This is a genomic window from Streptomyces sp. NPDC042371 (assembly GCF_056437465.1).
On record NZ_JBWKAP010000002.1, the window covers coordinates 788,421 to 813,380 of the forward strand.

At 70.5% G+C, this 24,960-nt stretch carries 25 protein-coding genes and 1 tRNA gene; 9 read left to right on the top strand and 17 right to left on the bottom strand.

Annotated features, from left to right (window positions below; all coding sequences use genetic code 11):
* Positions 1-120 precede the first annotated feature (120 nt).
* Entirely contained in the window at positions 121-597 is a 477-nt protein-coding gene (locus tag AC068B_RS09410; protein ID WP_478670138.1) for a MarR family winged helix-turn-helix transcriptional regulator, read from the top strand.
* A 119-nt stretch (positions 598-716) separates the two neighbouring features.
* Here AC068B_RS09410 and AC068B_RS09415 read toward each other — a convergent pair.
* A tRNA-Tyr gene (locus AC068B_RS09415) sits at positions 717-798 on the bottom strand.
* Positions 799-994: 196 nt separating this feature from the next.
* Between AC068B_RS09415 and AC068B_RS09420 the strand changes: the two genes are divergently transcribed.
* Complete coding sequence (locus AC068B_RS09420) at positions 995-1,483, top strand: YajQ family cyclic di-GMP-binding protein (protein ID WP_055564526.1); 489 nt, start codon at positions 995-997, stop codon at positions 1,481-1,483.
* A 108-nt stretch (positions 1,484-1,591) separates the two neighbouring features.
* Here AC068B_RS09420 and AC068B_RS09425 read toward each other — a convergent pair whose 3' ends face one another.
* From AC068B_RS09425 to AC068B_RS09495, 15 genes are all read right to left on the bottom strand, one after another.
* Positions 1,592-1,858 carry a GlsB/YeaQ/YmgE family stress response membrane protein gene (locus AC068B_RS09425; RefSeq protein WP_356251758.1) on the bottom strand — a complete coding sequence of 89 codons (267 nt, stop codon included), beginning with the start codon at positions 1,856-1,858 and terminating at the stop codon, positions 1,592-1,594.
* Between the two features lie 149 nt (positions 1,859-2,007).
* Positions 2,008-2,544 carry an SMI1/KNR4 family protein gene (locus AC068B_RS09430; protein ID WP_478670141.1) on the bottom strand — a complete coding sequence of 179 codons (537 nt, stop codon included), beginning with the start codon at positions 2,542-2,544 and terminating at the stop codon, positions 2,008-2,010.
* A 66-nt stretch (positions 2,545-2,610) separates the two neighbouring features.
* Positions 2,611-3,483: a barstar family protein gene (locus AC068B_RS09435; protein ID WP_478670144.1), complete on the bottom strand. Its 873-nt coding sequence runs from the start codon at positions 3,481-3,483 to the stop codon at positions 2,611-2,613.
* Positions 3,484-3,499: 16 nt separating this feature from the next.
* Positions 3,500-3,895, bottom strand: coding sequence for a YccF domain-containing protein (locus AC068B_RS09440; RefSeq protein ID WP_478670147.1), 396 nt, complete (start codon positions 3,893-3,895; stop codon positions 3,500-3,502).
* Entirely contained in the window at positions 3,892-4,755 is an 864-nt protein-coding gene (gene htpX / locus AC068B_RS09445; RefSeq protein ID WP_468555894.1) for a zinc metalloprotease HtpX, read from the bottom strand. Before htpX ends, AC068B_RS09440 begins: the two co-directional genes overlap by 4 nt.
* A 185-nt stretch (positions 4,756-4,940) precedes the next feature.
* Complete coding sequence (locus tag AC068B_RS09450) at positions 4,941-6,476, bottom strand: NADH-quinone oxidoreductase subunit N (RefSeq protein ID WP_478670316.1); 1,536 nt, start codon at positions 6,474-6,476, stop codon at positions 4,941-4,943.
* 2 nt (positions 6,477-6,478) lie between these two features.
* Positions 6,479-8,071, bottom strand: coding sequence for an NADH-quinone oxidoreductase subunit M (locus tag AC068B_RS09455; protein ID WP_356251773.1), 1,593 nt, complete (start codon positions 8,069-8,071; stop codon positions 6,479-6,481).
* Positions 8,072-8,077: 6 nt separating this feature from the next.
* Positions 8,078-10,087 (bottom strand): NADH-quinone oxidoreductase subunit 5 family protein, encoded by a 2,010-nt coding sequence (locus tag AC068B_RS09460; RefSeq protein WP_478670150.1) that lies wholly within the window; start codon positions 10,085-10,087, stop codon positions 8,078-8,080.
* Positions 10,084-10,509: an NADH-quinone oxidoreductase subunit NuoK gene (nuoK, locus tag AC068B_RS09465; protein ID WP_478670152.1), complete on the bottom strand. Its 426-nt coding sequence runs from the start codon at positions 10,507-10,509 to the stop codon at positions 10,084-10,086. The genes AC068B_RS09460 and nuoK overlap by 4 nt, the downstream gene beginning before the upstream one ends.
* Positions 10,509-11,126, bottom strand: a complete 618-nt coding sequence (locus AC068B_RS09470; protein ID WP_478670155.1) for an NADH-quinone oxidoreductase subunit J family protein — start codon at positions 11,124-11,126, stop codon at positions 10,509-10,511. Before AC068B_RS09470 ends, nuoK begins: the two co-directional genes overlap by 1 nt.
* Positions 11,123-11,743 carry a NuoI/complex I 23 kDa subunit family protein gene (locus AC068B_RS09475; protein ID WP_478670158.1) on the bottom strand — a complete coding sequence of 207 codons (621 nt, stop codon included), beginning with the start codon at positions 11,741-11,743 and terminating at the stop codon, positions 11,123-11,125. The genes AC068B_RS09470 and AC068B_RS09475 overlap by 4 nt, the downstream gene beginning before the upstream one ends.
* The gene (locus AC068B_RS09480) at positions 11,743-12,711 is read right to left on the bottom strand and encodes a complex I subunit 1/NuoH family protein (protein WP_468555882.1); all 969 of its coding nucleotides are present in this window, start codon (positions 12,709-12,711) and stop codon (positions 11,743-11,745) included. Before AC068B_RS09480 ends, AC068B_RS09475 begins: the two co-directional genes overlap by 1 nt.
* Positions 12,708-13,823 (bottom strand): NADH-quinone oxidoreductase subunit C, encoded by a 1,116-nt coding sequence (locus tag AC068B_RS09485; RefSeq protein ID WP_478670160.1) that lies wholly within the window; start codon positions 13,821-13,823, stop codon positions 12,708-12,710. Before AC068B_RS09485 ends, AC068B_RS09480 begins: the two co-directional genes overlap by 4 nt.
* Complete coding sequence (locus AC068B_RS09490; protein WP_478670162.1) at positions 13,820-14,491, bottom strand: NADH-quinone oxidoreductase subunit B; 672 nt, start codon at positions 14,489-14,491, stop codon at positions 13,820-13,822. The genes AC068B_RS09485 and AC068B_RS09490 overlap by 4 nt, the downstream gene beginning before the upstream one ends.
* Positions 14,482-14,871: an NADH-quinone oxidoreductase subunit A gene (locus AC068B_RS09495; RefSeq protein ID WP_468555876.1), complete on the bottom strand. Its 390-nt coding sequence runs from the start codon at positions 14,869-14,871 to the stop codon at positions 14,482-14,484. Before AC068B_RS09495 ends, AC068B_RS09490 begins: the two co-directional genes overlap by 10 nt.
* Positions 14,872-15,172: 301 nt before the next feature.
* Between AC068B_RS09495 and AC068B_RS09500 the strand changes: the two genes are divergently transcribed.
* The 5 genes from AC068B_RS09500 (at position 15,173) to AC068B_RS09520 (ending at position 22,341) form a co-directional block, all read left to right on the top strand.
* Positions 15,173-16,366 (top strand): sensor histidine kinase, encoded by a 1,194-nt coding sequence (locus tag AC068B_RS09500; protein ID WP_478670165.1) that lies wholly within the window; start codon positions 15,173-15,175, stop codon positions 16,364-16,366.
* Positions 16,367-16,500: 134 nt separating this feature from the next.
* The gene (locus AC068B_RS09505; RefSeq protein WP_478670167.1) at positions 16,501-17,865 is read left to right on the top strand and encodes a sensor histidine kinase; all 1,365 of its coding nucleotides are present in this window, start codon (positions 16,501-16,503) and stop codon (positions 17,863-17,865) included.
* Between the two features lie 280 nt (positions 17,866-18,145).
* On the top strand, positions 18,146-18,805 hold the full coding sequence (locus AC068B_RS09510; RefSeq protein ID WP_055568996.1) for a response regulator transcription factor: 660 nt from the start codon (positions 18,146-18,148) through the stop codon (positions 18,803-18,805).
* Positions 18,806-19,325: 520 nt separating this feature from the next.
* Entirely contained in the window at positions 19,326-21,257 is a 1,932-nt protein-coding gene (locus AC068B_RS09515) for a 2-oxoacid:acceptor oxidoreductase subunit alpha (RefSeq protein WP_478670169.1), read from the top strand.
* Positions 21,250-22,341 (top strand): 2-oxoacid:ferredoxin oxidoreductase subunit beta, encoded by a 1,092-nt coding sequence (locus AC068B_RS09520; RefSeq protein WP_478670171.1) that lies wholly within the window; start codon positions 21,250-21,252, stop codon positions 22,339-22,341. Before AC068B_RS09515 ends, AC068B_RS09520 begins: the two co-directional genes overlap by 8 nt.
* A 39-nt stretch (positions 22,342-22,380) precedes the next feature.
* Here the strand turns inward: AC068B_RS09520 and AC068B_RS09525 are convergent, their stop codons facing one another.
* Complete coding sequence (locus AC068B_RS09525) at positions 22,381-22,761, bottom strand: winged helix-turn-helix transcriptional regulator (protein ID WP_478670172.1); 381 nt, start codon at positions 22,759-22,761, stop codon at positions 22,381-22,383.
* Positions 22,762-22,863: 102 nt separating this feature from the next.
* Between AC068B_RS09525 and AC068B_RS09530 the strand changes: the two genes are divergently transcribed.
* Together AC068B_RS09530 and rarD are read left to right on the top strand one after the other, a co-directional pair.
* The gene (locus AC068B_RS09530) at positions 22,864-23,718 is read left to right on the top strand and encodes an SDR family oxidoreductase (protein WP_478670174.1); all 855 of its coding nucleotides are present in this window, start codon (positions 22,864-22,866) and stop codon (positions 23,716-23,718) included.
* Positions 23,719-23,830: 112 nt separating this feature from the next.
* Positions 23,831-24,838, top strand: coding sequence for an EamA family transporter RarD (rarD, locus tag AC068B_RS09535; protein WP_478670176.1), 1,008 nt, complete (start codon positions 23,831-23,833; stop codon positions 24,836-24,838).
* Positions 24,839-24,960 lie beyond the last annotated feature (122 nt).

The window sequence follows — 24,960 nt, forward strand, 5'->3', positions numbered from 1 at the left end:
TATCGGAGTACCGCCCCCTGCGCCCCGCCCTACGCCCATCCAGCAGAGGGCCCAGTAGAGGACCCAGCAGAGGACCCAGTAGGTAGATGACGCATCGACCAGTTCACTACACTCGGCCTCGTGACTGACGGTGCGACTGACGGTGTGAACTGGCTGACGGCGGAGGAGCAGCACGCGTGGAGGAGTTTCGTCCGGCTGCATGAGCGGCTGATCGGCCGCCTGTCACATCTGCTGCAGACGGAATCCGGTCTGGCGTCCGCGGATTACGCGGTCCTGGTCAACCTGACGGACGTGCCGGAGGGCCGTCAGCGGTATCAGGACCTCGCGCGGGCGCTGGAGTGGGAGAAGAGCCGGATGTCCCACCACATCGCGCGCATGATCAAGCGGGGGCTGGTGGTGCGGGAGGAGTGCCACGAGGACGGCCGGGGCGCCTTCGCGGTGATCACGGAAGCGGGACGCGAGGCCATCGCGGCGGCGGCTCCCCTGCACGTGCAGGCCGTCCGCTCCCTCTTCCTGGAACACCTCACCGCGGCAGAGCTCCGAACCCTGGCCGAGATCTCCGTCCGCGTGGTGGAGAAGCTGGACGACGACGCCTGAACGGCGAGCGTCGGCCCGCCCGGGACACTGCGAGACACTGGCGGCAGTGGGCCAGGACACCAACGAAGAAACCCCCTCCGATCTACGTTTCCGCAGATCGGAGGGGGTTTACCTTCATGTGGCGGCGCCAGGATTCGAACCTGGGAAGGCTGAGCCGGCAGATTTACAGTCTGCTCCCTTTGGCCGCTCGGGCACACCGCCGGGTTTGCTGCCTCACTCCGCTTTCGCGGCGCTCCGTGGCAACGACGTAAACGATACCTGATGCACAGGGGTGCTTCGCCACCCGATTGAGCGGCACCCCATACGGGGGCGGTGGCTAGGCTTTGCGGACGCGGTCGGCGTCGGTCGGCCGCATATCCGCTGAGTACGCAGCCCCCGATACAAGGAGCCACAGGACATGGCCGACTCCAGTTTCGACATCGTCTCGAAGGTCGAGCGGCAGGAGGTCGACAACGCCCTCAACCAGGCCGCCAAGGAGATCTCGCAGCGTTACGACTTCAAGGGCACGGGCGCCTCCATCGCCTGGTCCGGCGAGAAGATCCTGATGGAGGCGAACGGCGAGGAGCGGGTCAAGGCGATCCTCGACATCTTCCAGTCCAAGCTGATCAAGCGCGGCATCTCGCTGAAGTCGCTGGACGCGGGTGAGCCGCAGCTGTCCGGCAAGGAGTACAAGATCTTCGCCTCGATCGAAGAGGGCATCTCCCAGGAGAACGCGAAGAAGGTCGCCAAGATCATCCGCGACGAGGGCCCCAAGGGCGTCAAGGCGCAGGTCCAGGGTGACGAGCTGCGGGTCAGCTCGAAGAGCCGCGACGACCTGCAGGCCGTGCAGGCGCTGCTCAAGGGCCAGGACTTCGACTTCGCGGTGCAGTTCGTGAACTACCGCTAGACGGTAGTCGGTTCGCCGGACGGTTCACTGTCGTACGGACTACGGAGGGCGGGCACCCCGGATGGGGCGCCCGCCCTTGCTGCTGGCCGCAGACCGTGGGACGGCGTCTCAGCGCCGTGAGTGGCCGAAGAGGATGCGGTAGGCGACGAGCAGGACCAGTGAGCCGCCGATGGCCGCCACCCAGGTGGCGCCGTCGTAGAAGTCGTTGACGATCGGGCGGTCCAGGTAGCGGGCGGAGATCCAGCCACCGATGAAGGCGCCTGCGATACCGATGACGGTCGTGCCGATGAATCCGCCCGGGTCGCGGCCGGGCAGCAGCAGTTTGGCGACGGCTCCGGCCAGTAGTCCCAGAAGGACCCAGCTGATGATGCCCATGTGATGACCCGGCCTTTCCCGCGCGGAGAGCTTGTGTGCGCTGTTGTCCTGTAGGACGTGTCTACGGAGAGGCTCGGTTGCGGTGATCCGTTAGGTGCGGCATATGACACAGCGCCGTGGGCCGTGATCCCGGGGGCGGAGGGGGCGTCTCACGTGCGCTTGCGGGCGTCCTGCCACGGCAGCAGGTCCGTGCCGTCGCTGTCCTCCTCGTACCATCCCGTGCCGTCGAGCCACGCCGTGAGCCAGGCCGTGAGGCTCGGGGCGTCGACGAACCAGGCGTGCCGCGGGTCACCGCCGTTGGGCTCGAAGAGCAGGACCTGGGCGTCGTCGCTGCGGCAGTCCACGCACGCGTACATCGCGCAGCCCCAGTGCGATATCGGCACCACGCCTTCGGGCCAGCCCCAGTCGGATTCGCGCAGCGCGAGGCACTTCTCGACGACGGCCGGCTCTCCTCCGGAGGACTTGCCTTCGAGCAGCGACAACAATCCGTACTCCGGACCGAATCCGCCGTCTCCTATGCCGGTGTACAACGCGGCGAGCAGCGGCGGCAGGGTGAAGCCCAGGGATGCCTCCGCCCGGGCCAGCGTGGCCGCGTCCACGGGGGCGGGCAGGGAGTCCCAGCCCCAGGGGCGGGTGGCGCGCGCCTGGGCGGCGACACGGGCCAGCAACTGCTCGCTGTCGGTCATGAGTTCATGGTGGACCACGGCACTGACAATCGGCCGGGGCGTGTCCCGGTCGGCTGTTGCGGTTCCTCAGGCCAGGACCACCTCTACGCCCATCTGCCTCAGCAGGGACAGGAGTTCCTCGAAGGACGGCGGGCGGATGTCCGTGCGGGGTGTGACGCCGAGGCAGGTGCGGGCGGTGTGTGCGGCGTGCCAGACGAGGGTGCGGGGCGGCGGTGCATCCGCCTTTTTGCGGAGCGGCAGTGCGTCCGCCTCTCCGTGGAGGTAGTCCCTGAGCGTGTCCGGGCTGCGTCCGGCGTACCCTCCGGGGCCGTTCAGCGCCTCGCCGAGCGCGCAGTAGAAGGCAGGTTCGTCGGTGATGTGGCGGCCGTCGAGGTGGTACGTGGCGCCGGGGGCGGGTGCCGGACCGGGCTGCCCCCCGTACGCGCGGGCGACGGACAGCCAGTGGGACCGGCCGTCGGCGCCCGTGCCGTCGCGCGCCCAGAGGTTGGGCTCCGTGGGGCGGCCGGGCCACCAGGCGTCCCAGACCTTCTCAGCGGCGCTCGGGGGTCGTACGGTCCACGGGTCAAGGGCGAGGTCGACCAGGCCCGGTCCGCGCGCGGAGGGGATCCAGGCGACGATCTCGCCCTCCACGGCGTGCTGCAGGGGCCGCCCCAGACTGCCGAGGCGCAGGACCCTGCCGTGGCCGAGGTCGCCCCTGCCGGACTCCAGCGCGTCCTTCAGGGCGCCGCGCGGGGAGCAGCCGAGCAGCCGCACGGGGGGCTCCGTCAGCGCGTCCGACGGGGGGTCACCCTCTTCGGAGACGCCCGGCCGGTCCGGCAGTTGATCGGCGAACAAGTGGTGCGCGTCCGCGCAGAGTGCCCAGATCTCGTCGTACGGAGCGGCCTCGGGGTCGTACGCGACGAGGGCGTACTTGGGCAAGCCGTACTTGGGCTGCTGCACCGGAGTGCGCCCTGCTTCAGTAGCGCGCGGCGAACGGCTGGTCGGTACGGACGATCTCGCGGCCGAGCGGCAGCAGGGAGACGGGGATCAGCTTGAAGTTGGCGATGCCCAGGGGGATGCCGATGACCGTGATGCAGAGCAGGAAGCCCGTGACGATGTGGCCGAGAGCGAGCCACCAGCCCGCGAGGACCAGCCACAGCACGTTGCCCACACAGGAGGGCGCGCCCGCGTCACGGCGCTCGACCGTCGTGTAGCCGAAGGGCCACAGGGCATAGCGGCCGATGCGGAAGCTGGCAAGGCCGAACGGGATGCCGATGATCGTGATGCAGAGCAGTGCGCCCGCCAACAGATAGCCCAGGAACATCCAGAAGCCGCAGAGGACCAGCCATATGACGTTGAGAATTGTCTTCACTGCTGACGACCTGCCATCTGCTCGAGTCGGGCGATCCGCTCCGCCATCGGCGGGTGCGTGGAGAACATCTTGGACATGCCCTGCCCCGGACGGAAGGGGTTCGCGATCATCATGTGGCTCGCTGTCTCCAGGCGGGGCTCGGGCGGCAGCGGCAACTGCTTCGTCCCTGCGTCGAGTTTACGCAGAGCGCTCGCCAGGGCGAGGGGGTCGCCGGTGAGCTGGGCGCCGGACGCGTCGGCCTCGTACTCCCTGGAGCGGCTGATCGCGAGCTGGATGATGGAGGCCGCCAGCGGGCCGAGCAGCATGATCAGGAGCATTCCGAAGATGCCGGGGCCGTCGTTGTCGTTCGAGCGGCCGACGGGGATCAGCCAGGCGAAGTTCACCAGGAACATGATCACGGAGGCCAGGGCGCCCGCGACCGAGGAGATCAGGATGTCGCGGTTGTAGACGTGGCTCAGCTCGTGGCCGATGACTCCGCGCAGCTCGCGCTCGTCGAGGAGGCGCAGGATGCCGTCGGTGCAGCACACCGCCGCGTTGCGGGGGTTGCGGCCCGTCGCGAACGCGTTCGGCGCCTCGGTGGGCGAGATGTACAGACGGGGCATGGGCTGGCGGGCCTGGGTGGAGAGCTCGCGGACCATGCGGTAGAGCTCGGGGGCCTCGAATTCGCTCACCGGGCGGGCACGCATGGCGCGCAGGGCGAGCTTGTCGCTGTTCCAGTACGCGTACGCATTGGTGCCCAGCGCCACGAAGAGCGCGATGATCAGGCCCGTACGCCCGAAGAAACTGCCGATGACAAGGATGAGCGCGGACAGTCCCCCGAGGAGTACGGCGGTCTTCAATCCGTTGTGCCGGCGGTGCACGGTACGCCCTCCTGGTGGTGCGTGGGGGAACCCTCTGCTGACTGGTGCTTCCACTGTTCAGTGGACCCTCCCGTACTGGTCAACGCCAGGCGGGGAGCACTAGTTCCCTTGTGCACGCAGGAGCGATGTAGGCCGCGCGGGTGACGGACGCGCGCACCTTGTGGGGCCCGGCCCCGGGGCCGGTCTCAGAACAGACCGGTGTCCGAGAACCTCAGGATCAGCTGGGGCGCTCCGGAGAGGGCGATCCCGAGGACCGCCGTCAGCGCGATGGCCGCGGTGAGCGGTGCCGGGACGCGGTGCTTGACCGGTTCGCCCTCGGGGGCGCGGAACAGGAGCGCGGTCCACTGGAGGTAGTAGAAGAGCGCGATCACCACGTTCACGGCCATCACCACGGCGAGCCAGCCGAGACCTGCGTCGACGGCGGCCGAGAAGACCGTGACCTTCGCGAAGAGGCCGATGATGCCGGGCGGCAGACCGGCCAGGCAGAGCAGGAAGAAGCCGAGGACGAGGGCGGCCAGGGGGCTGCGCGCGTACAGCCCGCGGTAGTCGCTGACGCGGTTCAGGCGCCTCGTACGGCCCACGAGGGCCGCCACGGCGAAGGCGCCGAGGTTCACGGCCGCGTACATCAGGGCGTAGGCCACGGTGGAGCCGATGGCCTTCTCGGCACCGGCGGTATCGTCGGCGTATCCGGCGGCGGCGATCGGGACGAGGAGGTAGCCCGCCTGGCCGACCGATGACCAGGCGAGCAGGCGCACCGCGCTGTACGCGCGCGTGGCCTGCTGGCGCAGGGCCGCGACGTTGCCCGCGGTCATGGTGAGCGCGGCCAGGACGGCGAGCGCCGGACCCCAGACGTCCGCGTACGACGGGAAGGCGACGACGGTGACGAGGATGAGGCCGGTGAAGCCGACGGCCTTTCCGACGACGGAGAGGTAGGCGGCGACGGGCAGCGGCGCGCCTACGTAGGTGTCGGGTACCCAGAAGTGGAAGGGCACGGCCGCCACCTTGAAGGCGAAGCCGACGAGGGTGAGGGCGACGCCCGTCTGGGCCAGGGTGTGCAGTTGTCCGTCGACGTTCTGGAGCTCGGTGGCGATCTCCGTGAGGTGCAGGGTGCCCGTGGCCGCGTACACGAAGCTGACGCCCATGAGGGTCACCGCGGTCGCGGTGACCGAGGAGAGGAAGAACTTCAGGGCCGCTTCGGAGGAGCGTTTGTCGCCCCTCTTGAGGCCGACGAGGGCGAACGCCGGGAGGGACGCGACTTCGAGGGCGACGATCAGCGTCGCGAGGTCGCGCGATGCGGGCAGCAGGGCGGCGCCCGCCGCGGACGAGAGCAGCAGGAACCAGTACTCACCTGCGGGCAGTTCGTCGCCGGAGTCCTTGAGGGTGCTCATGGAGAGCAGGGCGGCGAGCAGGGCGCCACCGAGGACGAGGAGTTGGATGACGAGGGTGAAGCGGTCCGCGCTGTAGCTGCACGCGTGCGTGCCGCCGCCGGTCAGGCAGAACGTCGAGCGGTCGTCGTTCAGGAGCGGCAGCAGGGCGAGCGCGGCGGCGACCAGGCCCGCCACGGAGATCCAGCCGAGGAGCGCCTTCTTGCCGTCCTTCACGAAGAGGTCGGCGACGAGCACGACGAGGCCGACGACCGCCGCGATGGTCGGCGGCGCGATCGCGAGCCAGTCGACGGACTGGACCAGGCTTGTGGCGCTCTCGGCGCTTGCGGCGGCCACGGTCACGACTTGCCTCCAGTGAGGAGCTTCTGCACGGCCGGGTCGGTCAGGCCGAGGAGAGCCGCGGGCCAGAGTCCGGCGAGGACGGTGAGGGCGACGAGCGGGGTCCAGGCGGCGAACTCGTAGCCGTGGACGTCGGCGAGCGCCTTGGGCGCGGGTTCGTCGGTCGTGGTCTTCGGCATCGGGCCCATGCAGACGCGGCGTACGACGATGAGCATGTACGCGGCGGTGAGCAGGGTGCCGAACGCGGCGATGGCCATGAAGGTGAGGAAGGCGGGGCGGCTCAGGTCGGCGGCGGGCTCGAACGCGCCGAACAGCGCGAGCATTTCGCCCCAGAATCCGGCGAGCCCCGGCAGGCCGAGCGAGGCGACGGCTCCGAACGCGAGGAGTCCGCCGAGGCGGGGCGCCTTGCCGTAGAGCGCGGCGCCGGATTCCTGCGCGAGGGTGTCGAGGTCGGTCGTGCCGGTGCGGTCCTTGAGGGCGCCGACGAGGAAGAAGAGCAGGCCGGTGATGAGGCCGTGGGCGATGTTGGCGAACAGGGCGCCGTTCACGCCGGTGGGGCTCATCGTCGAGATGCCGAGCAGGACGAAGCCCATGTGACCGACGGACGAGTACGCGATGAGGCGCTTGAGATCGCCCTTCGCGCCCTGCTTGGCGAGCGCGAGGCAGGCCAGGGATCCGTAGATGATGCCGACGACCGCGAAGGCGGCGAGGTACGGCGCGAACTCCCGCATTCCGTCCGGCGCGATGGGCAGGACGATCCGGACGAACCCGTACGTACCCATCTTCAGCATGACGCCGGCCAGCAGGACCGATCCGACGGTGGGCGCGGCGGTGTGGGCGTCGGGCAGCCAGCTGTGCAGCGGCCACATCGGCGTCTTGACCGCGAGCCCGACACCGATCGCCAGAACCGCGATGACCTGCACGGATGTGGTCAGTCCCCGGCCGTTGTCAGTGGCGAGTGCCACCATGTCGAATGTGCCGGACTTGAGCCCGATGAGGAGCAGGCCCAGCAGCATGACGACGGATCCGAGCAGGGTGTAGAGGATGAACTTCCAGGCGGCTTGCGTGCGTTGCTCACCGCCCCAGCGGGCGATGAGGAAGTACATCGGGATGAGAACCATCTCGAACGCCAGGAAGAACAGCAGCAGATCGAGGACGGCGAAGGTCGCGAGGGTGCCGGACTCGAGCATGAGGATCAGCGCGACGAATGCCTTGGGGGACGGGCCCGCGGGCATTTTGAAGTAGGAGTAGAGCGCGCAGAGGAAGGTCAGCAGCGCGGTCAGGACCAGAAGGGGGAGCGAGATGCCGTCGATGCCGAGATGGATGCGCACGTCGAGTGCGGGGATCCAGCTGATATCGGTCGTGGCCTGCATCTTCGACGGCTGGTCGTGGTCGAAGCCGAGCGCGAGGACGATCGCGGCGAGCAGGATCACGCCGGTCACGACCACACCGTGGCGCAGCACGGCCTGGTCGGGCGACTTCCCCTTCAGCCCGGGCGGGGCGGGCAGGAGAGCGGCCACGGCACCGATGAGCGGGCCGACGACGATCAACGCCAGAAGAAACTGCATCACGGACTCACTGATACCGATCACGGCTGCTCACGCTCCGGCGGTGGCGACGAGGACGGCGGCGACGGCCAGGACGACCGTGCCTGCGAGCAGCGCGCTCAGGTAGGTCTGCACATTGCCGGTCTGGGCGCGGCGGACGGCCGCGCCGAGCCAGCGGGGTGCGGTGCCCGCGCCGCGTACGTACGTCTCGACGACCTCGCGGTCCAGGAAGCGGACCAGGCTCGCCGCGGCGCGGACGGGGCGTACGAACAGGGCCGTGTAGACGGCGTCGAGGTGGAAGCCGACGGCCGCGTGCCGGTGCAGCGGACCGAGCAGCAGGCGGCCGGGGTCGGCCGGGTCCGGGGCCGAGGCGACGTCTCCGTACGCGGGCGCGTGGGTGGCGATGGCCTCCGCCTCCACCTGTCCCCCGTCGCCGTCGGGGTCCGCGGCGACCGCGCCCAACGGGACGCGGGCGGCGAGCGCCGTGGTGTGCCGCCATGCGCCGTAGGTGACGAGGCCGCCGACGAGCGCGAGGCCCGTGCCCAGGACGGAGGTGGTGAGCGTCGGGGTGAGCGAGTGGCCGTCGAACCAGTCCGGCAGGACGCCGACGGCGAGACCGAAGGCGAGGGAGGGCACGGCGAGCACCCAGAGCACGGAGGTCATGGCGATGGGTTGCCGCCCGTGGTCGGGGGCCTGCGCTCCCTGGCCGTGGAAGGTGAGCAGCCACAGACGCGTCGCGTAGGCGGCGGTGAGGAGGGCGGTGAGCAGACCGGCGACGAGGACGATCCAGCCCGCCGCGGTGGGCACGGACTCGGCATGGCCCGTGGCCGTGTGCTCGGCGGCGCCGAGCACCGCCTCCTTGGAGAAGAAGCCGCTGAACGGCGGGATCGCGGCGAGCGCGAGGAGCGCCACGGTCATCGTCCAGTACGCGTCGGGGATGCGGTCGCGCAGACCGCTCATGCGGGACATGGCGGCGAGGGAGTTGGTGCCCGCGGCGTGGATGATCACGCCCGCCGCGAGGAACAGCAGCGCCTTGAAGGCGCCGTGCGACAGGAGGTGGAAGACGGCGGCACCGCGGTCGCCGACGGCGAGGGCGCCGGTCATGTAACCGAGCTGACCGATCGTCGAGTACGCGAGGACGCGCTTGATGTCGTCCTGGGCGAGCGCGGCGAGGGCCGAGCCCGCCATCGTGACGGCGGCCATCACGGCGAGGACGACCAGGGCGGCCGCGGAGGCGGCGAAGACGGGGAGGAGCCGGGCCACGAAGTAGACACCGGCGGCGACCATCGTCGCGGCGTGGATCAGCGCGGAGACGGGTGTGGGGCCTGCCATCGCGTCGGGCAGCCAGGTGTGCAGCGGGAACTGCGCCGACTTGCCCGCCACGCCCGCGAGCAGCAGCAGGGCGATGAGCGTCGGGTGGTTCAGGCCGCCGTCCGCGACCGTCGCGAGGATCGTCGTGATGCGGAACGAGCCGGTGTCGGCGGCGAGGGCGAAAAGACCGATCAGGAAGGGGACGTCGCCGAGCTTGGTGACGAGGAAGGCCTTCAGGGAGGCGGCGCGCGCCTCGGGGGTCTCCCAGTAGTGGCCGACCAGGAAGTACGAGCAGATGCCCATGATCTCCCAGCCGACCAAGAGCACCATCAGGTCGCCGGAGTAGACGACGAGCAGCATCGCGGAGGTGAAGAGGGAGACGAGAGCGGCGTACGAGGGGTAGCGCGGGTCCTCGCGGAGGTAGCCCGTCGAGTAGATCTGCACGCACGACGCGACGACGCCGACCAGGACGGCGACGAGCGCGGCGAAGCCGTCGATGTGCAGGGCGAGCTCGATGGGGACCGAGCCGGTCGGGGTGAGCTCGGTGGCGGCGTCGACGGAGGCCTTCCCGCCGCCGGTGCCACCGCCCTGACGGACCGCCACCAGGACGGCGAGCAGCAGCGCAGTCAGCGTGGGCAGCACCGCGAGGGGGCGTACAAGGCCGGGGATGCGACGGCCGAGCAGCAGGCCCGCGGCCGCGCCCAGGAACGGCAGGAGGGGGACGAGGACGGCGAGGGTGGTCGTGGTCACGCGGTGGCCTCAGCCTTCTGCGCCGGTGTGGCCTCTGCGTCGGAGATGTCGGTTTCGTCGGGGCCGTCGGGGCCGTCGGCGGCTTCGCTGTCGCCGGGGTCGTCGCCCGGGCCCTCGGCGGTGTCGCGGAGGTCGTCGACGGCGGAGCTGCCGCGGTTGCGGTAGACGGCGAGGACGATCGCGAGACCGATGCCGATCTCGGCGGCGGCGATCGCGATGGTGAACAGGGTCAGGGCCTGTCCCGCGTGGAGGGAGTCGCGGAGCCAGACGTCGAAGGCGACCAGGTTGAGGTTGACGGCGTTGAGCATCAGCTCGACGGACATCAGGACCAGGATCGCGTTGCGCCGGGCGAGTACGCCGTACAGGCCGACGCAGAAGAGGAGGGCGGCGAGGACGGCGGGATAGGCGAGGTGGAGGTGCATCAGCGGTTCTCCCCCTGGTCCTGGGCAGCTTGGTCCTGGGCGGCTTGGTCCTGGGCGGCGTTCTTGCGGGACAGGACGATCGCGCCGACGAGGGCGGCGAGGAGGAGGACCGAGAGGGCCTCGAAGGGGAGCACCCAGTGCCGGAAGAGGATCGATCCGGTCACGTCGGTGGAGCCCTGGGCGGCGCCGTCCAGGTCGATCACCGTGGTGCGGAACGCGTCCACGACGACCCAGACCAGGGCGGCGGCAGCGGCGACGGCCACCGCCAGCGCGACCACGCGGTTGCCCGAATCGGCCTCCGGGGAGCGGCCGATGGGCGCCCTGGTGAGCATCAGTCCGAAGAGGAGGAGCACGACGACGGAACCGACGTAGATGAGGACCTGTACCCAGGCGATGAACTCGGCGGTCAGGAGGAGGTACTCGACGGCGAGCCCGCCGAGCGCGACCACCAGCCACAGCGCGGCGTGCACCAGCTGCTTGGTCGTGACCGTGATGACCGCCGCGCCGAGGGTGACGAGGCCGACCAGGAGGAAGGCGATCTCGACGCCCGTCGGGGACAGGAAGCTCTGGGTCTCGGCTGCCTTCGCGGCCGTCGTGGAGGCTGCTGCGAAGGTCACGCGTCTCCCTCCGGTCGGGGCGGCTCGGGCTTCTCCGCGGCGGCGGCCTGCTCGGCAGCCGACTGCTCAGCCGCCGACTGCTGGGCGGCCAGCTGCTCGGCGGCCGCCTTCTCCGCGGACTTGCGGGCGGCGGCGAGTTCCTTGGGCTCCTCGGCGGCGGGGTCCAGGGCCGGCGGGGCCGGGACGGTCCACATCCACTCGCGGAGCTTGTCGCGCTCGTGGGTGAGTTCGTGGATGTCGGTCTCGGCGTACTCGAACTCCGGCGACCAGAAGAGCGCGTCGAAGGGGCAGACCTCGATGCAGATACCGCAGTACATGCAGAGGGCGAAGTCGATGGCGAAGCGGTCGAGGACGTTGCGGCTGCGCTCGCGGCCGCCGGGGGCTGCGGGCGGGACCGTCTCCTTGTGGGAGTCGATGTAGATGCACCAGTCGGGGCATTCACGGGCGCAGAGCATGCAGACCGTGCAGTTCTCCTCGAACAGGCCGATGACGCCGCGGGTGCGGGGCGGCAGTTCGGGCTGGTGCTCGGGGTACTGCTCGGTGACGGTCTTCTTCGTCATCGTGCGCAGGGTGACGGCGAGGCCCTTGGCGAGGCCTGCGCCTGGGATCGGGGGCATCAGTTGATCGCCACCTTCACGATTCCGGTGAGCGCGATCTGCGCGAGGGCGAGCGGGACGAGGAGGGTCCAGGAGAGCTTCTGGAGCTGGTCCTCGCGGAGACGGGGGTAACTGACGCGCAGCCAGATCACGACGAAGGCGAGGACGGCCGTCTTCAGGAGGGTCCAGACCCAGCCGAGGCCGTCTGCGCCCCACGGGCCGTGCCAGCCGCCCAGGAAGAGGACGGTGGTCAGTCCGCACAGGACGACGATCCCGGCGTACTCGGCGAGGAGGAAGAGGGCGAAACGCAGACCGGTGTACTCGGTGTAGGCGCCGAAGATGATCTCGGAGTCGGCGACCGGCATGTCGAAGGGCGGGCGCTGGAGTTCGGCGAGGCCCGCGATGAAGAACACCAGCGCGCCGACGATCTGCCAGGGCACCCACCACCACTCGAACGCGTCGACGATGCCGGGCAGCGAGACCGTGCCGGAGGCCATCGCGACCGAGGCGGCGGCGAGCAGCATCGGAAGTTCGTAGGCGAGGAGCTGGGCGGCGGTGCGGAGGCCGCCGAGGAGGGAGAACTTGTTGGCGCTGGCCCAGCCCGCCATGAGCGAGCCGAGTACGCCGACGCCCATCACGGCGAGCACGAAGAAGATGCCCGCGTCGACGACCTCGCCGACCGCGCCCTCGTCGGGGCCGATCGGGATCGCGATCAGGACGAGGAGGTAGGGCAGCAGGGCGACGGCGGGCGCCAGCTGGAAGACGCGGCGGTCGGCCTCGGCCGGGACGACGTCTTCCTTCTGGGCGAACTTCACGCCGTCGGCGACGAGTTGCGCCCAGCCGTGGAAGCCGCCCGCGTGCATGGGGCCGAGGCGGCCCTGCATGTGGGCCATCACCTTGTGCTCGGTCTGACCGATGACGAGCGGGAGGACCAGGAACACCGCGAAGACGATGACGAGGCGCAGGGCGACGTCGAGGGCGTCGTTCACTCGGTGCCTCCAGTCGTGCGGTCGCCGTTTTCGTCTTCAGCTTCAGGGGGCTCGGTGGGCTCGGGGGCCGGAGAGCGGGTGGCCTCCGGCTGCGGATTTTTCTCCGGGTCCTCGAATGCCGGGCGGGCGTGGTGCCACGGAGCGTCGGACTTCGCCTCGGGTGCGGACTCCGCGGCCGGAGTCGCGGGGGCCGGGGCTTCAGGGGCCGGGGCCTCAGGTGCCGCGGCTTCCGGTGCCGGGGGCGCCGCCTGTTGTGACGCCGAGCCCTGGCTTGCGCTGCGCGAACGCCGCGGAGGGCGGGCGGGAGTCTCCGGCCGCTGCGCCTCGGCGGGCTGTCCCTCGGTGGGCTGTCCCTCGGTGGCCGGGGTGGGCTGGCCCTCGGGAGGGGTCTGGCTCTGGCTTGCCGAGCCCTGGCTGGCCGAGCGGGTCCTGCGCGGCGGGCGTTCTCCGGCCGCCGCACGGCCCGGGGCGCCCGCACCGGCACCTGCCCCCGCACCCGCACCCGCCGCCCGGCCCGCGCCACGGGCAGGGCGGGCCGGTGCCGCGGGGAGGCGGCCCTTGAGAGGGCCCCATTCGTTCGGATCGGGCACGCCGGGCGGCAGCATCTGGCGGCGCTTGGGGCCGCCGTGCTCCGACTCCCCCGGCTCCTTGGCACCCGGCCAGGCCTTGGCGACCCGGGCCGCGAGCACGAAGTCCTTGCGGAGGGGGTGGCCCTCGAAGCTGTCGGGCAGGAGCAGCGGGGTCAGGCCGGGGTGGCCCTCGAACGTCACGCCGAACATTTCGTGCGTCTCGCGCTCGTGCCAGGCGGCGCCCGCGTAGACGTCGACGGCGGAGGCGAGGACGGGGGCGTCGTGCGCGACCGTCGTACGGACGAGGAGTCGGCGTACGGGAGAGAGGGCGACCACGTGGGCGGCGACGCGGAAGCCGGTGCCCGGTTCATCGACCGCGCTCAGCCAGTCGAAGTAGGTGCAGGTCAGCGTGGTGCGGGCGGTTTCGAGGGCCGCGATCCACTGGGCCGGAGGTACGTCGACGGTCAGGACGTCGTACGACTCCTCGGCCGTGGCCTCCGCGCCGAAGAGCTCCTCGACGGGGCTCGGCAGCCAGCCGGTCATGCCTGGTCCTTCCCCGGCGCGGGCGCCTTCACCAAACCGCTCTGCAGGGCGGCCACCGAGGGGCGGGCGCCGTTTCCGCTGGGGCTCGGGGTGCCGTGGGGGCTCGGAGTCCCGTTCGGGCCCGGGGTCGCGTACCGCTCCTCCAGCGACTCCCGCGCGATCTTCTCCTGGAGCTTGAGGATGCCCTGGAGCAGCGCCTCGGGGCGGGGCGGGCACCCGGGGACGTACACGTCGACCGGGATGATCTGGTCGACGCCCTTGGTCACGGAGTACGAGTCCCAGTACGGGCCGCCGCAGTTGGAGCAGGCGCCGAACGAGATGACGTACTTCGGTTCGGGCATCTGCTCGTACAGGCGCTTCACCGCGGGCGCCATCTTGTCCGTGACCGTGCCGGACACGACCATCAGGTCGGCCTGGCGCGGCCCGGGCGCGAAGGGGATGACTCCGAGCCGGATGAAGTCGTGCCGCGCCATGGACGCGGCGATGAACTCGATGGCGCAGCAGGCGAGGCCGAAGTTGAAGACCCAGAGCGAGTAGCGGCGGCCCCAGTTGAGGACCACCTTCATCGGTTCGGGAGCGAGCCGGGCGAGCGCGCCCAGCCTCTTCGGCTCGGGAAGCAGCACGGGTTGCGACACGGGCTGCCCGTTGGGGTCCGGGGTCACGTCCACGTCAGGACGCCCTTCTTGTATGCGTACAGCAGGCCCACGGCCAGGAAGCCGAGGAAGATGAACATCTCCACGAGCGTCGTCGCGCCGAAGCCGGGCGCGGCGAAGACCGTCGCCCAGGGGAAGAGGAAGATCGAGTCGACGGCGAAGATGACGTAGAGGAACGCGTAGACGTAGTAGCGGACCTGGGTGTGGGCCCAGCCCTCGCCGACCGGGTCGACGCCGCACTCGTACGTCAGGAGCTTCTCCGGGGTGGGCACCACGGGGCGCAACAGCCGCCCCGCGCCGAAGGCCACTGCGACGAACAGCACGCCGACGACGGCGAGCAGTCCGACGACGGAGTACGACTGGTAGTAACTCGCCGCGACGTTCGTCACGTGCACGTCAGTCCCTCACTCCCTGACCGTCCTTGACCCTGACCCTTTTCGACGATCTGTACGCACGGGAGTCTAGGGCCTGCTAAAGGATCGGTAAGCAGAGCGTCACGCATCGGTCAGGCCACGTGGTCGCGGATCAGTCACCCCGCTCGGTTCGCCGATCGGTCAACCGCTCAGTTCACGGATCGGTCAACCGCTCGGTTCGCGGACCTGTCACCCCACGATTCGGCGAGGTGGGGTTATCCCCCGGTCGCCCCGGCGGCCGCCCTCATGGCATTGCGGCGTCGGGCCGGGCACCCTAGCGCGTATGACCGCACGCACCACGCCCCCGCAAGACGACCGGCCGCCACCCGCGCGCTTCGCGTACGGCCGGTACACCTGGAAGGAGATCGCCCACCTCCTGGTGAACCTGCCGATGGGGGTCGTCGGGTTCGTCTACGCGGTGAGCGTGCTGTCCGTCGGCATCGGTCTGACGGTGACGGTGATCGGTCTGCCGCTGCTCGCGATGGGGCTGCTCGGGGCGCGCCTCCTGGGCAGGTTCGAGCGGGCGCGGGCCAGGAAACTGCTCGGCGTGCAGGTGGACGAGCCGAGTCCGATGCCGGGGCACCGCGGGCAGAGCTTCCTCGGGCGGCTGTGGTCGAACCTGAAGGACCCGGTGGGCTGGCGCACCATGCTGTACGGGTTCATCCGGCTGCCCTGGGGCGTGCTGACCTTCGCCATCACCGCCGTCGGGCTCTTCGTGCTCTGGCCCGTGCTGCCCTTCATCGTGCGCGGCCTCGCCAACGCGGACCGGGCGATGGTGCGCGGACTGCTCTCCCCCTCCGACGAGTTGGAGCGGCGGATCGCCGAACTGGAGTCCGACCGTGGCGTGGTCGTGGACACCGCGGCCGCCGACCTGCGCCGCATCGAGCGCGATCTGCACGACGGCGCACAGGCCCGCCTCGTCGCCCTCGCCATGGGCCTGGGCCTCGCCAAGGAGAAGCTCCTGGAGGACCCCGACGCCGCGGCCTCGATGGTCGACGAGGCGCACGGCGAGGTGAAGCTGGCCCTGCAGGAGCTGCGCGACCTGGCCCGCGGCATCCACCCCGCCGTCCTCACCGACCGCGGCCTGAACGCGGCGCTCTCCTCGGTCGCCTCGCGCTGCACCGTGCCCGTGAAGGTGACCGCCGACCTCCCGGCGCGCCCGGCGGCGGCCATCGAGGGCATCGCGTACTTCACGGTCTCCGAGCTGCTGCAGAACGTCAGCAAGCACAGCGGCGCGAGGTCCGCGAGCGTCGAGGTCTGGCGGGCGGACGAGCGGCTGCTCATCCAGGTCTGGGACGACGGGCGCGGCGGGGCGCGGCTCGACGGCGGCACGGGCATGTCCGGCCTCGCCGACCGGCTCGGCGCGGTCGACGGGCTCTTCGTGATCGAGTCGCCCCAGGGCGGGCCCACGACGATCACGGCGGAGCTGCCGTGGCGGGACCGCTCGACGGACGCCGCGCCCGGCGCCCGAAAGTGACGGACCCCGTCCCCCCAGCCCTCAAAGGTAGGGAAAACCCCCGGTCGAAGACGCCGACCCGCTCCATGGTCGTGGACCGCCGCACCGGCGAATCTGGAACCACACCGACACAGACGCAGAAACGGACGGCAACGATGGCCACGGACTACGGACAGGGGTACCCGCACATGGACCGGCCGGACTTCCGGGGAACCGACGTCGAGGAGCGGCGGAGCCACCGGCTGCCCGCCGGACTGCGGGCCCCCGTCGAGGCCCGCACCTGGCGGGAGTTCGGCTACACGATGCTGAGCCTGCCGATCGGCATCATGTCCTTCGTCTTCGCCATCACCATGCTCTCGCTCGGCGCGGGCCTGCTGATCACCTTCATCGGCATCCCGGTGCTCGCGGCCGGTCTCGCGGGCTGCCGCGGCATCGGCGCCCTGGAGCGGGCGCGGGCGCGCGGGCTGCTCGGCCTGGACGTCGCGTCGCCGGAGCAGCTGCGCCCCAAGGGCGGCGGTCCGATGGCGCTGATGGGCGCGATCCTCAAGAGCGGCGCGTCCTGGCGGCACGTCCTGTACTCGCTGCTGATGCTGCCGTGGTCGATCTTCTCGTTCACGGTGGCGATCGTCTTCTGGTCGTACGGCTGGCTGATGCTCACGTACCCGCTGTGGTTCTGGCTCTTCCCGATGTACGGCGGACAGGACGGCATCCAGCTGTACGGCGGGGACGACGGCCACCGCATCTACCTCGACAACCCCTTCGAGATCGGCATCACGGCCGCGACAGGACTCCTCGTCACGCTGGCCACCCCGTGGATCCTGCGGGCCCTGACGACCGTGGACCGCGTGCTGGTCTACGGGTTGCTCGGCCCCTCGCGGCTCGCGACCCGCGTCGTCGAGCTGGAGTCGGACCGCGGCGTCGTCGTGGACACCGCGGCCGCCGACCTGCGCCGCATCGAGCGCGATCTGCACGACGGCGCACAGGCCCGCCTCGTCGCCCTCGCCATGGACCTGGGCCTGGCCAAGGAGAAGCTGACCGAGGACCCGGAGGCCGCGGCGCGCATGGTGGACGAGGCGCACGGCGAGGTGAAGGTGGCCCTGCAGGAGCTGCGCGACCTGGCCCGCGGCATCCACCCCGCCGTCCTCACCGACCGCGGCCTGGACGCCGCCCTCTCCTCGCTGGCCGCCCGCTGCACGGTCCCGGTGCACGTCGAGGTGGACCTGACCAGCCGTCCCGCGGCGGCCATCGAGGGCATCGCGTACTTCACGGTCTCCGAGCTGCTGCAGAACATCAGCAAGCACAGCGGCGCCAAGGCCGCGGGCGTCGACGTCTGGCGGGCCGAGAACCGGCTGATGCTCCAGGTGACCGACGACGGGGCGGGCGGCGCGGACGTGTCGGCGGGTTCCGGCCTCGCGGGGCTCGCGGAGCGGCTCGACGCGGTCGACGGAATCCTGGTCGTCGACTCGCCGGTGGGCGGACCGACGACGATCACGGCGGAACTGCCGTGGCGACAGGCCTGAGCTGAGCCCACCCGCACACGCGTTCCCGTCGGCAGCGCGCCGCCCCCGGTTCGTACACCGAGCCGGGGGCGGCGCGCTGCGCGCGGTGGGCCACCGGCGCACCAGTCCGGCGAGCGGGCCGGTGGGCCGCGGCGGATCGCGCGATACTGAGGTGCCGAGTGTTCGGCGCCCGCGTTCGGCGCCATGTGTTCGGCTGACACAACCGATGTCGGACCGATCCGGGCCGGACAAGCGCGCCGGGGGAACAAAAGTGCCGGGGGGCCAAAAAGTGGAGGACAAAGTGCGGGTGGTCATCGCCGAGGATTCAGTGCTGCTTCGGGAGGGCCTGACCCGGCTGCTGACCGACCGCGGGCACGACGTCGTCGCCGGGGTGGGTGACGCGGAGGCCCTGATCAAGACGATCACCGACCTCGCCGCGCAGGACGCCCTGCCGGACGTGGTCGTCGCCGACGTGCGGATGCCGCCGACCCACACCGACGAGGGCGTGCGCGCCGCGGTGTATCTGCGCCATCAGCATCCGGGGCTCGGGGTCCTGGTCCTTTCGCAGTACGTCGAGGAGCAGTACGCCACCGAGCTGCTGGCCGGTTCGAGCCGTGGCGTGGGCTATCTGCTCAAGGACCGGGTCGCCGAGGTGCGGGAGTTCGTCGACGCCGTGGTGCGGGTGGCGGACGGGGGCACTGCGCTCGATCCGGAGGTCGTGGCGCAGTTGCTGGGCCGCAGCCGCAAACAGGACGTGCTCGCGGGGCTTACTCCGCGCGAACGCGAGGTACTCGGCCTGATGGCCGAAGGACGGACGAACTCGGCGGTCGCCCGGCAGCTCGTGGTGAGCGACGGCGCCGTCGAGAAGCACGTGAGCAACATCTTCCTGAAGCTCGGCCTGTCCCAGAGTGACGGGGATCACCGACGCGTGCTCGCGGTCCTCACCTACCTCAACTCTTGAATAACTGACACCCTGTCAGATGCGGCGGAAGGCGCCGGTCCGGAGCTGTGGCCACAGTCCCGGTCGGGCGTCACTGGAGTACCGGTCGGGTGCCGCGGAACCCCCGAAAAGGGGCACCGAGGGGCCCGCCCGGACACTCCCGGGACACGGTCGGGTGACACCGGGATCGAGGGGCGCGACCAGCGGGGGCGGAAGCGGGAACAGCGGCGGGAGCAGGTGCGGAAGCTGGGAAGGCCACGGCGGGTCACGGAAAGTCGCGCAGCGTCACAGGCGGCCGGAGTCGGCCGGAAGCAGGTCACGGGAAGCAAGTCCTAGAACCAAAGGATGAGCGGGGAGCGTCATCCATGAAGGACCGGGGGGCGAGGCAAACCATGGCAAAGCAGTGCAACACGGTGTCTCAGAAGTGCATCCACCATGCGAACAACCCCAGGAAGGCGACCCTTACAGACGTAGGGTGGACCTTGGGAGTGCCGGTCGTCCCGGCGATTCCGCTCAGTCGCCTCGAGGGAGGTCCAGTTCAGTGACCAGCCAGGTCAGTAGCCAAGCCGAGCAGGCCGACGGAGCACTCGTCGGAGAGCAACGCAAGCCCGCAGGTGACAAAGACGTGCGGCGCCTGGACCGGGTGATCATCCGCTTCGCGGGGGACTCCGGTGACGGTATGCAGCTCACGGGTGACCGCTTCACTTCAGAGACGGCGTCCTTCGGCAACGACCTGTCGACGCTGCCGAACTTCCCCGCCGAGATCCGCGCACCGGCCGGAACGCTGCCGGGCGTGTCCTCCTTTCAGCTGCACTTCGCCGACCACGACATCCTGACGCCGGGCGACGCCCCGAACGTCCTGGTGGCGATGAACCCGGCGGCGCTGAAGGCGAACATCGGTGACGTGCCGCGCGGCGCCGAGGTCATCGTGAACACCGATGAGTTCTCCAAGCGCGCCATGCAGAAGGTCGGTTACGCCACCTCCCCGCTGGAGGACGGCTCCCTGGACGGCTACAGCGTGCACCCGGTGCCGCTGACCACGCTGACCGTGGAGGCCCTGAAGGAATTCGACCTCTCCCGCAAGGACGCGGGGCGCTCGAAGAACATGTTCGCGCTCGGGCTGTTGTCGTGGATGTACCACCGGCCGACCGAGGGCACGGAGAAGTTCCTTCGAGCCAAGTTCGCCAAGCGCCCGGAGATCGCCGAGGCGAACATCGCGGCGTTCCACGCGGGGTGGAACTTCGGCGAGACCACCGAGGACTTCGCGGTCTCCTACGAAGTCGCCCCGGCCTCCCAGGCGTTCGCGACCGGCACCTACCGCAACATCTCCGGGAACCTGGCCCTGTCGTACGGTCTCATCGCGGCGGGCAAGCAGGCGGATCTGCCGCTCTACCTGGGCAGTTACCCGATCACCCCGGCCTCGGACATCCTGCACGAGCTGTCCAAGCACAAGAACTTCGGCGTGCGGACCTTCCAGGCCGAGGACGAGATCGCGGGCATCGGCGCGGCCCTGGGCGCCGCGTTCGGCGGCTCGCTGGCGGTGACGACGACCTCGGGGCCCGGTGTGGCGCTGAAGTCGGAGACCATCGGCCTGGCCGTCTCCCTCGAACTGCCGCTGCTGATCGTGGACATCCAGCGCGGCGGCCCGAGCACGGGCCTGCCGACCAAGACCGAGCAGGCCGACCTGCTGCAGGCGATGTACGGACGCAACGGCGAGGCGCCGGTGCCGATCGTGGCGCCGAAGACCCCGGCGGACTGCTTCGACGCGGCGCTGGAGGCGGCCCGGATCGCGGTGACGTACCGGACGCCGGTGTTCCTGCTCTCCGACGGCTACCTGGCCAACGGCTCGGAGCCCTGGCGCATCCCCGAGGTCCACGAACTGCCCGACCTGCGCGTGCAGTTCGCCTCCGGGACGAACCACACCGAGGCCGACGGCACCGAGGTGTTCTGGCCCTACAAGCGCGATCCGCAGACGCTGGCCCGCCCGTGGGCGATCCCGGGCACGCCGGGCCTCGAACACCGCATCGGCGGCATCGAGAAGCAGGACGGCACGGGCAACATCTCGTACGACCCGGCCAACCACGACTTCATGGTCCGCACCCGCCAGGCCAAGGTCGACGGCATCGCGGTGCCCGACCTGGAGGTCGACGACGCAGGCGGCGACGCCGACACGCTGGTCCTCGGGTGGGGTTCGACGTACGGGCCGATCACCGCGGCGGTCCGGCGGCTGCGCACCGCGGGTGAGTCCATCGCGCAGGCCCATCTGCGCCACCTCAACCCGTTCCCGCGGAATCTGGGCGAAGTCCTCGCGCGTTACGACAAGGTGGTGATCCCCGAGATGAACCTCGGTCAGCTCGCCACGCTGATCCGGGCGAAGTATCTGGTGGACGCCGTCTCGTACAACCAGGTCAACGGAATGCCGTTCAAGGCCGAGCAGCTCGCCACGGCTCTCAAGGAGGCCATCGATGGCTGACACGAAAACGGCCGGACCGGAGGGGACCGGGAGCACGATCGAAGCGCTTTCCCTGGTACCCAAGGCCGAGGCCCAGCAGTCCATGAAGGACTTCAAGTCCGACCAGGAGGTGCGCTGGTGCCCCGGCTGCGGTGACTACGCCGTGCTGGCCGCGGTGCAGAGCTTCATGCCTCAGCTGGGCCTGGCGAAGGAGAACATCGTCTTCGTCTCGGGCATCGGCTGCTCCTCCCGCTTCCCGTACTACATGAACACGTACGGGATGCACTCCATCCACGGCCGCGCCCCGGCCATCGCGACGGGTCTGGCCTCCTCGCGGCGGGATCTGAGCGTGTGGGTGGTCACCGGTGACGGCGACGCGCTGTCCATCGGCGGCAACCACCTGATCCACGCCCTGCGCCGCAACGTGAACCTGAAGATCCTGCTGTTCAACAACCGGATCTACGGTCTCACCAAGGGCCAGTACAGCCCCACATCGGAAGTCGGCAAGATCACCAAGTCGACGCCGATGGGCTCGCTGGACGCGCCCTTCAACCCGGTCTCGCTGGCCATCGGCGCCGAGGCCTCCTTCGTGGCACGCACGGTGGACTCCGACCGCAAGCACCTCACCTCGGTGCTGCGCGAGGCCGCCGAGCACCCCGGCACCGCGCTGGTGGAGATCTACCAGAACTGCAACATCTTCAACGACGGCGCCTTCGAGGTCCTCAAGGACAAGCAGCAGGCCGAGGAGGCGGTGATCCGCCTCGAGCACGGGCAGCCGATCCGCTTCGGCACCGAAGGATCGAAGGGCGTCGTACGCGACGCGGTGACCGGCGACCTCAAGGTCGTCGCCGTCACGCCGGAGACCGAGGGCGACATCCTGGTCCACGACGCGCACTCCACGTCGCCGACCACGGCCTTCGCGCTCTCCCGGCTCGCCGACCCGGACACGCTGCACCACACCCCGATCGGCGTCTTCCGCAGCGTCGAACGTCCGGTCTACGACACGCTCATGGCCGACCAGCTCGACAGCGCCATCGAGCAGAACGGCAAGGGCGACCTGGCCGGACTGCTCGCGGGTGGCGACACGTGGACGGTCGTCGGCTAGCCGTCCCGGCTCCGCACGACGAGGCCCGGTCCTGATCCTTCAGGGCCGGGCCTCGTCGTATGCCCGGCGCGCCTCCTGCACGTCGTCCATGCGCCGCTCCGTCCATGCCGCGAGGGTCCTGACCTGCACGGCCGCCTCGCGGCCGAGGTCCGTCAGGGAGTAGTCCACGCGGGGCGGGATGACCGGCTTGGCGTCGCGGTGCACGAGGCCGTCGCGCTCCAGGGTCTGCAGGGTCTGGGTCAGCGACTTCTCGCTCACGCGGCTGATGTCGCTGATGGCACGGCGCAGCTCACTGAAGCGGTACGAGCGCTCTTCGAGCGCGATCAGGATGAGCACGCCCCAGCGGCTGGTGACGTGCTCCAGGACCAGTCGGTAGGGGCACATCGCCTCGGTGCCCGGCTTCGCATTACTTACGGCCATGCAAGTACCTTACTTCAAAGTGGGTACTTACGAATAGTTAGTACCCCGGCTAGGGTGAGTGGCAGACCGCACCGAAGCGCCACTCATCAGGAGATTTCAGCCATGAGCATCGTCGTCACCGGAGCCACCGGAAACCTCGGCCGCCTCGTCATCGAGGGGCTGCTCGCCGCCCGGGTCCCCGCCGGGGAGATCGCGGCCGTCGTGCGCGACAAGGGCAAGGCCGCCGACCTCGCCGAGCGCGGCGTCGAGCTGCGGATAGCGGACTACAGCGCCCCCGAGACCCTGGACGGCGTCTTCGCCGCGGGCGACCGCGTCCTGATGATCTCCGGCAGCGAGGTCGGGCAGCGCGTGCCGCAGCACCGCGCGGTCGTCGAAGCGGCGCGCACGGCGGGCGTCGCGCTCCTCGCCTACACGGGCATCCTCGGCGGCCCCGACGCCGACTTCGAGCTGGCCGCCGAGCACAAGGAGACCGAGCAGATCATCCTCGACTCCGGCCTGCCGCACACCTTCCTGCGCAACGGCTGGTACCACGAGAACTACACCGAGCACCTGGCCCCGGTCCTGGCGCACGGCGCCGTCGTCGCCTCCGCGGGCGAGGGCCGGGTCGCCTCCGCCTCACGTGCCGACTACGCCGCGGCGGCCGTCGCCGTGCTAACCGGCGAGGGCCACGAGGGCAAGGTGTACGAGCTCAGCGGCGACGTCGCGTGGGGCTTCGCCGAGTACGCCGCGGAGATCGCGGCGCAGAGCGGCAAGGACATCTCGTACGCCAACGTCCCCGCCGAGCAGCACCTCGCCGTGCTGACCGGCGCCGGGGTGCCGGAGCCGATGGCCGCGATCCTCGTCGACGTGGACGCGGCGGTCGCCCGAGGCCTGCTCGCCGGGACCAGCGGCGACCTGGCGCGGCTCATCGGTCGGCCCACCACGCCCCTCTCCGAGGCCGTCGCCGCGGCGCTCTGAGGACCGGTTCCCCCGTCATGACTGTCCTTTGTTTACGGGCATGACAGGCGGGGGTTCGCGGCGCTACCTTCAGTGCGGCAGCAGTGGGACTGCCGTGCACCTAGGAGGAGCCGTGGACAGCGGAGCAGCCGGGACGTCGGGAAGAAACGAGCAGCGCGTCGGGCTGCTGAACGGCTTCGCCGCCTACGGGATGTGGGGCCTCGTCCCCATCTTCTGGCCGCTCCTCAAACCGGCCGGTGCCGTCGAGATCCTCGCCCACCGGATGGCCTGGTCCCTCGTGGTGGTCGGCATCGCGCTGCTCTTCGTACGACGCTGGGACTGGGCGCGCGAGCTGCTGCGCCAGCCGCGCAGGCTTCTGCTGGTGACGGTCGCCGCGGCGGTCATCACCGTCAACTGGGGCGTCTACATCTGGTCCGTTAACTCCGGCCACGTCGTCGAGGCGTCCCTCGGCTACTTCATCAATCCGCTGGTCACCATCGCCATCGGCGTCCTGCTGCTCGGCGAGCGGCTGCGGCCGGTGCAGTGGGCGGCGGTCGGCGTCGGGGTCGCCGCGGTGCTCGTGCTCGCGTTCGGGTACGGCAGGCCGCCGTGGATCTCCCTCTGCCTCGCCTTCACCTTCGCCGCGTACGGCCTGGTGAAGAAGAAGGTCAACCTCGGCGGCCTGGAGTCCCTGGCCGCCGAGACCGCCGTCCAGTTCCTGCCCGCCGTCGCCTACCTGGGGTGGCTCGCCACGCAGGGCGACATCGTCTTCGGCACGGAGGGCACCGGGCACGCGGCGCTGCTCGCGGCCACCGGCGTGGTCACCGCCGCTCCCCTGGTCTGCTTCGGGGCGGCGGCGATCCGGGTGCCGCTCTCCACCCTGGGTCTCCTGCAGTACCTCGCTCCCGTCTTCCAGTTCCTGCTCGGAATCCTGTACTTCCACGAGGCGATGCCCGCCGAACGCTGGGCGGGCTTCGCCCTGGTGTGGCTGGCGCTCTCCCTCCTGACGTGGGACGCACTGCGGACGGCACGGCGGAACGCGGGGCGGCTGGCTGCGGCGCGGGTGTTGGCGGCAGAGGCTGGTACGGAGGTCGGGGCCGGGCCCGCCGCTGAGCGGGGTGAGCGGGAGGCTGCGGTCTGAAGGGTGCGGGGCGCGGTTTAAGGGGTGCGGGTCGCGGTCTGAGGGGCGGGGGGCGCGGTTTGAGGGGTGCGGGTCGCGGTTTGAGGGGTGCGGGTCGCGGTCTGAGGGGGGGCGCGGTTTGA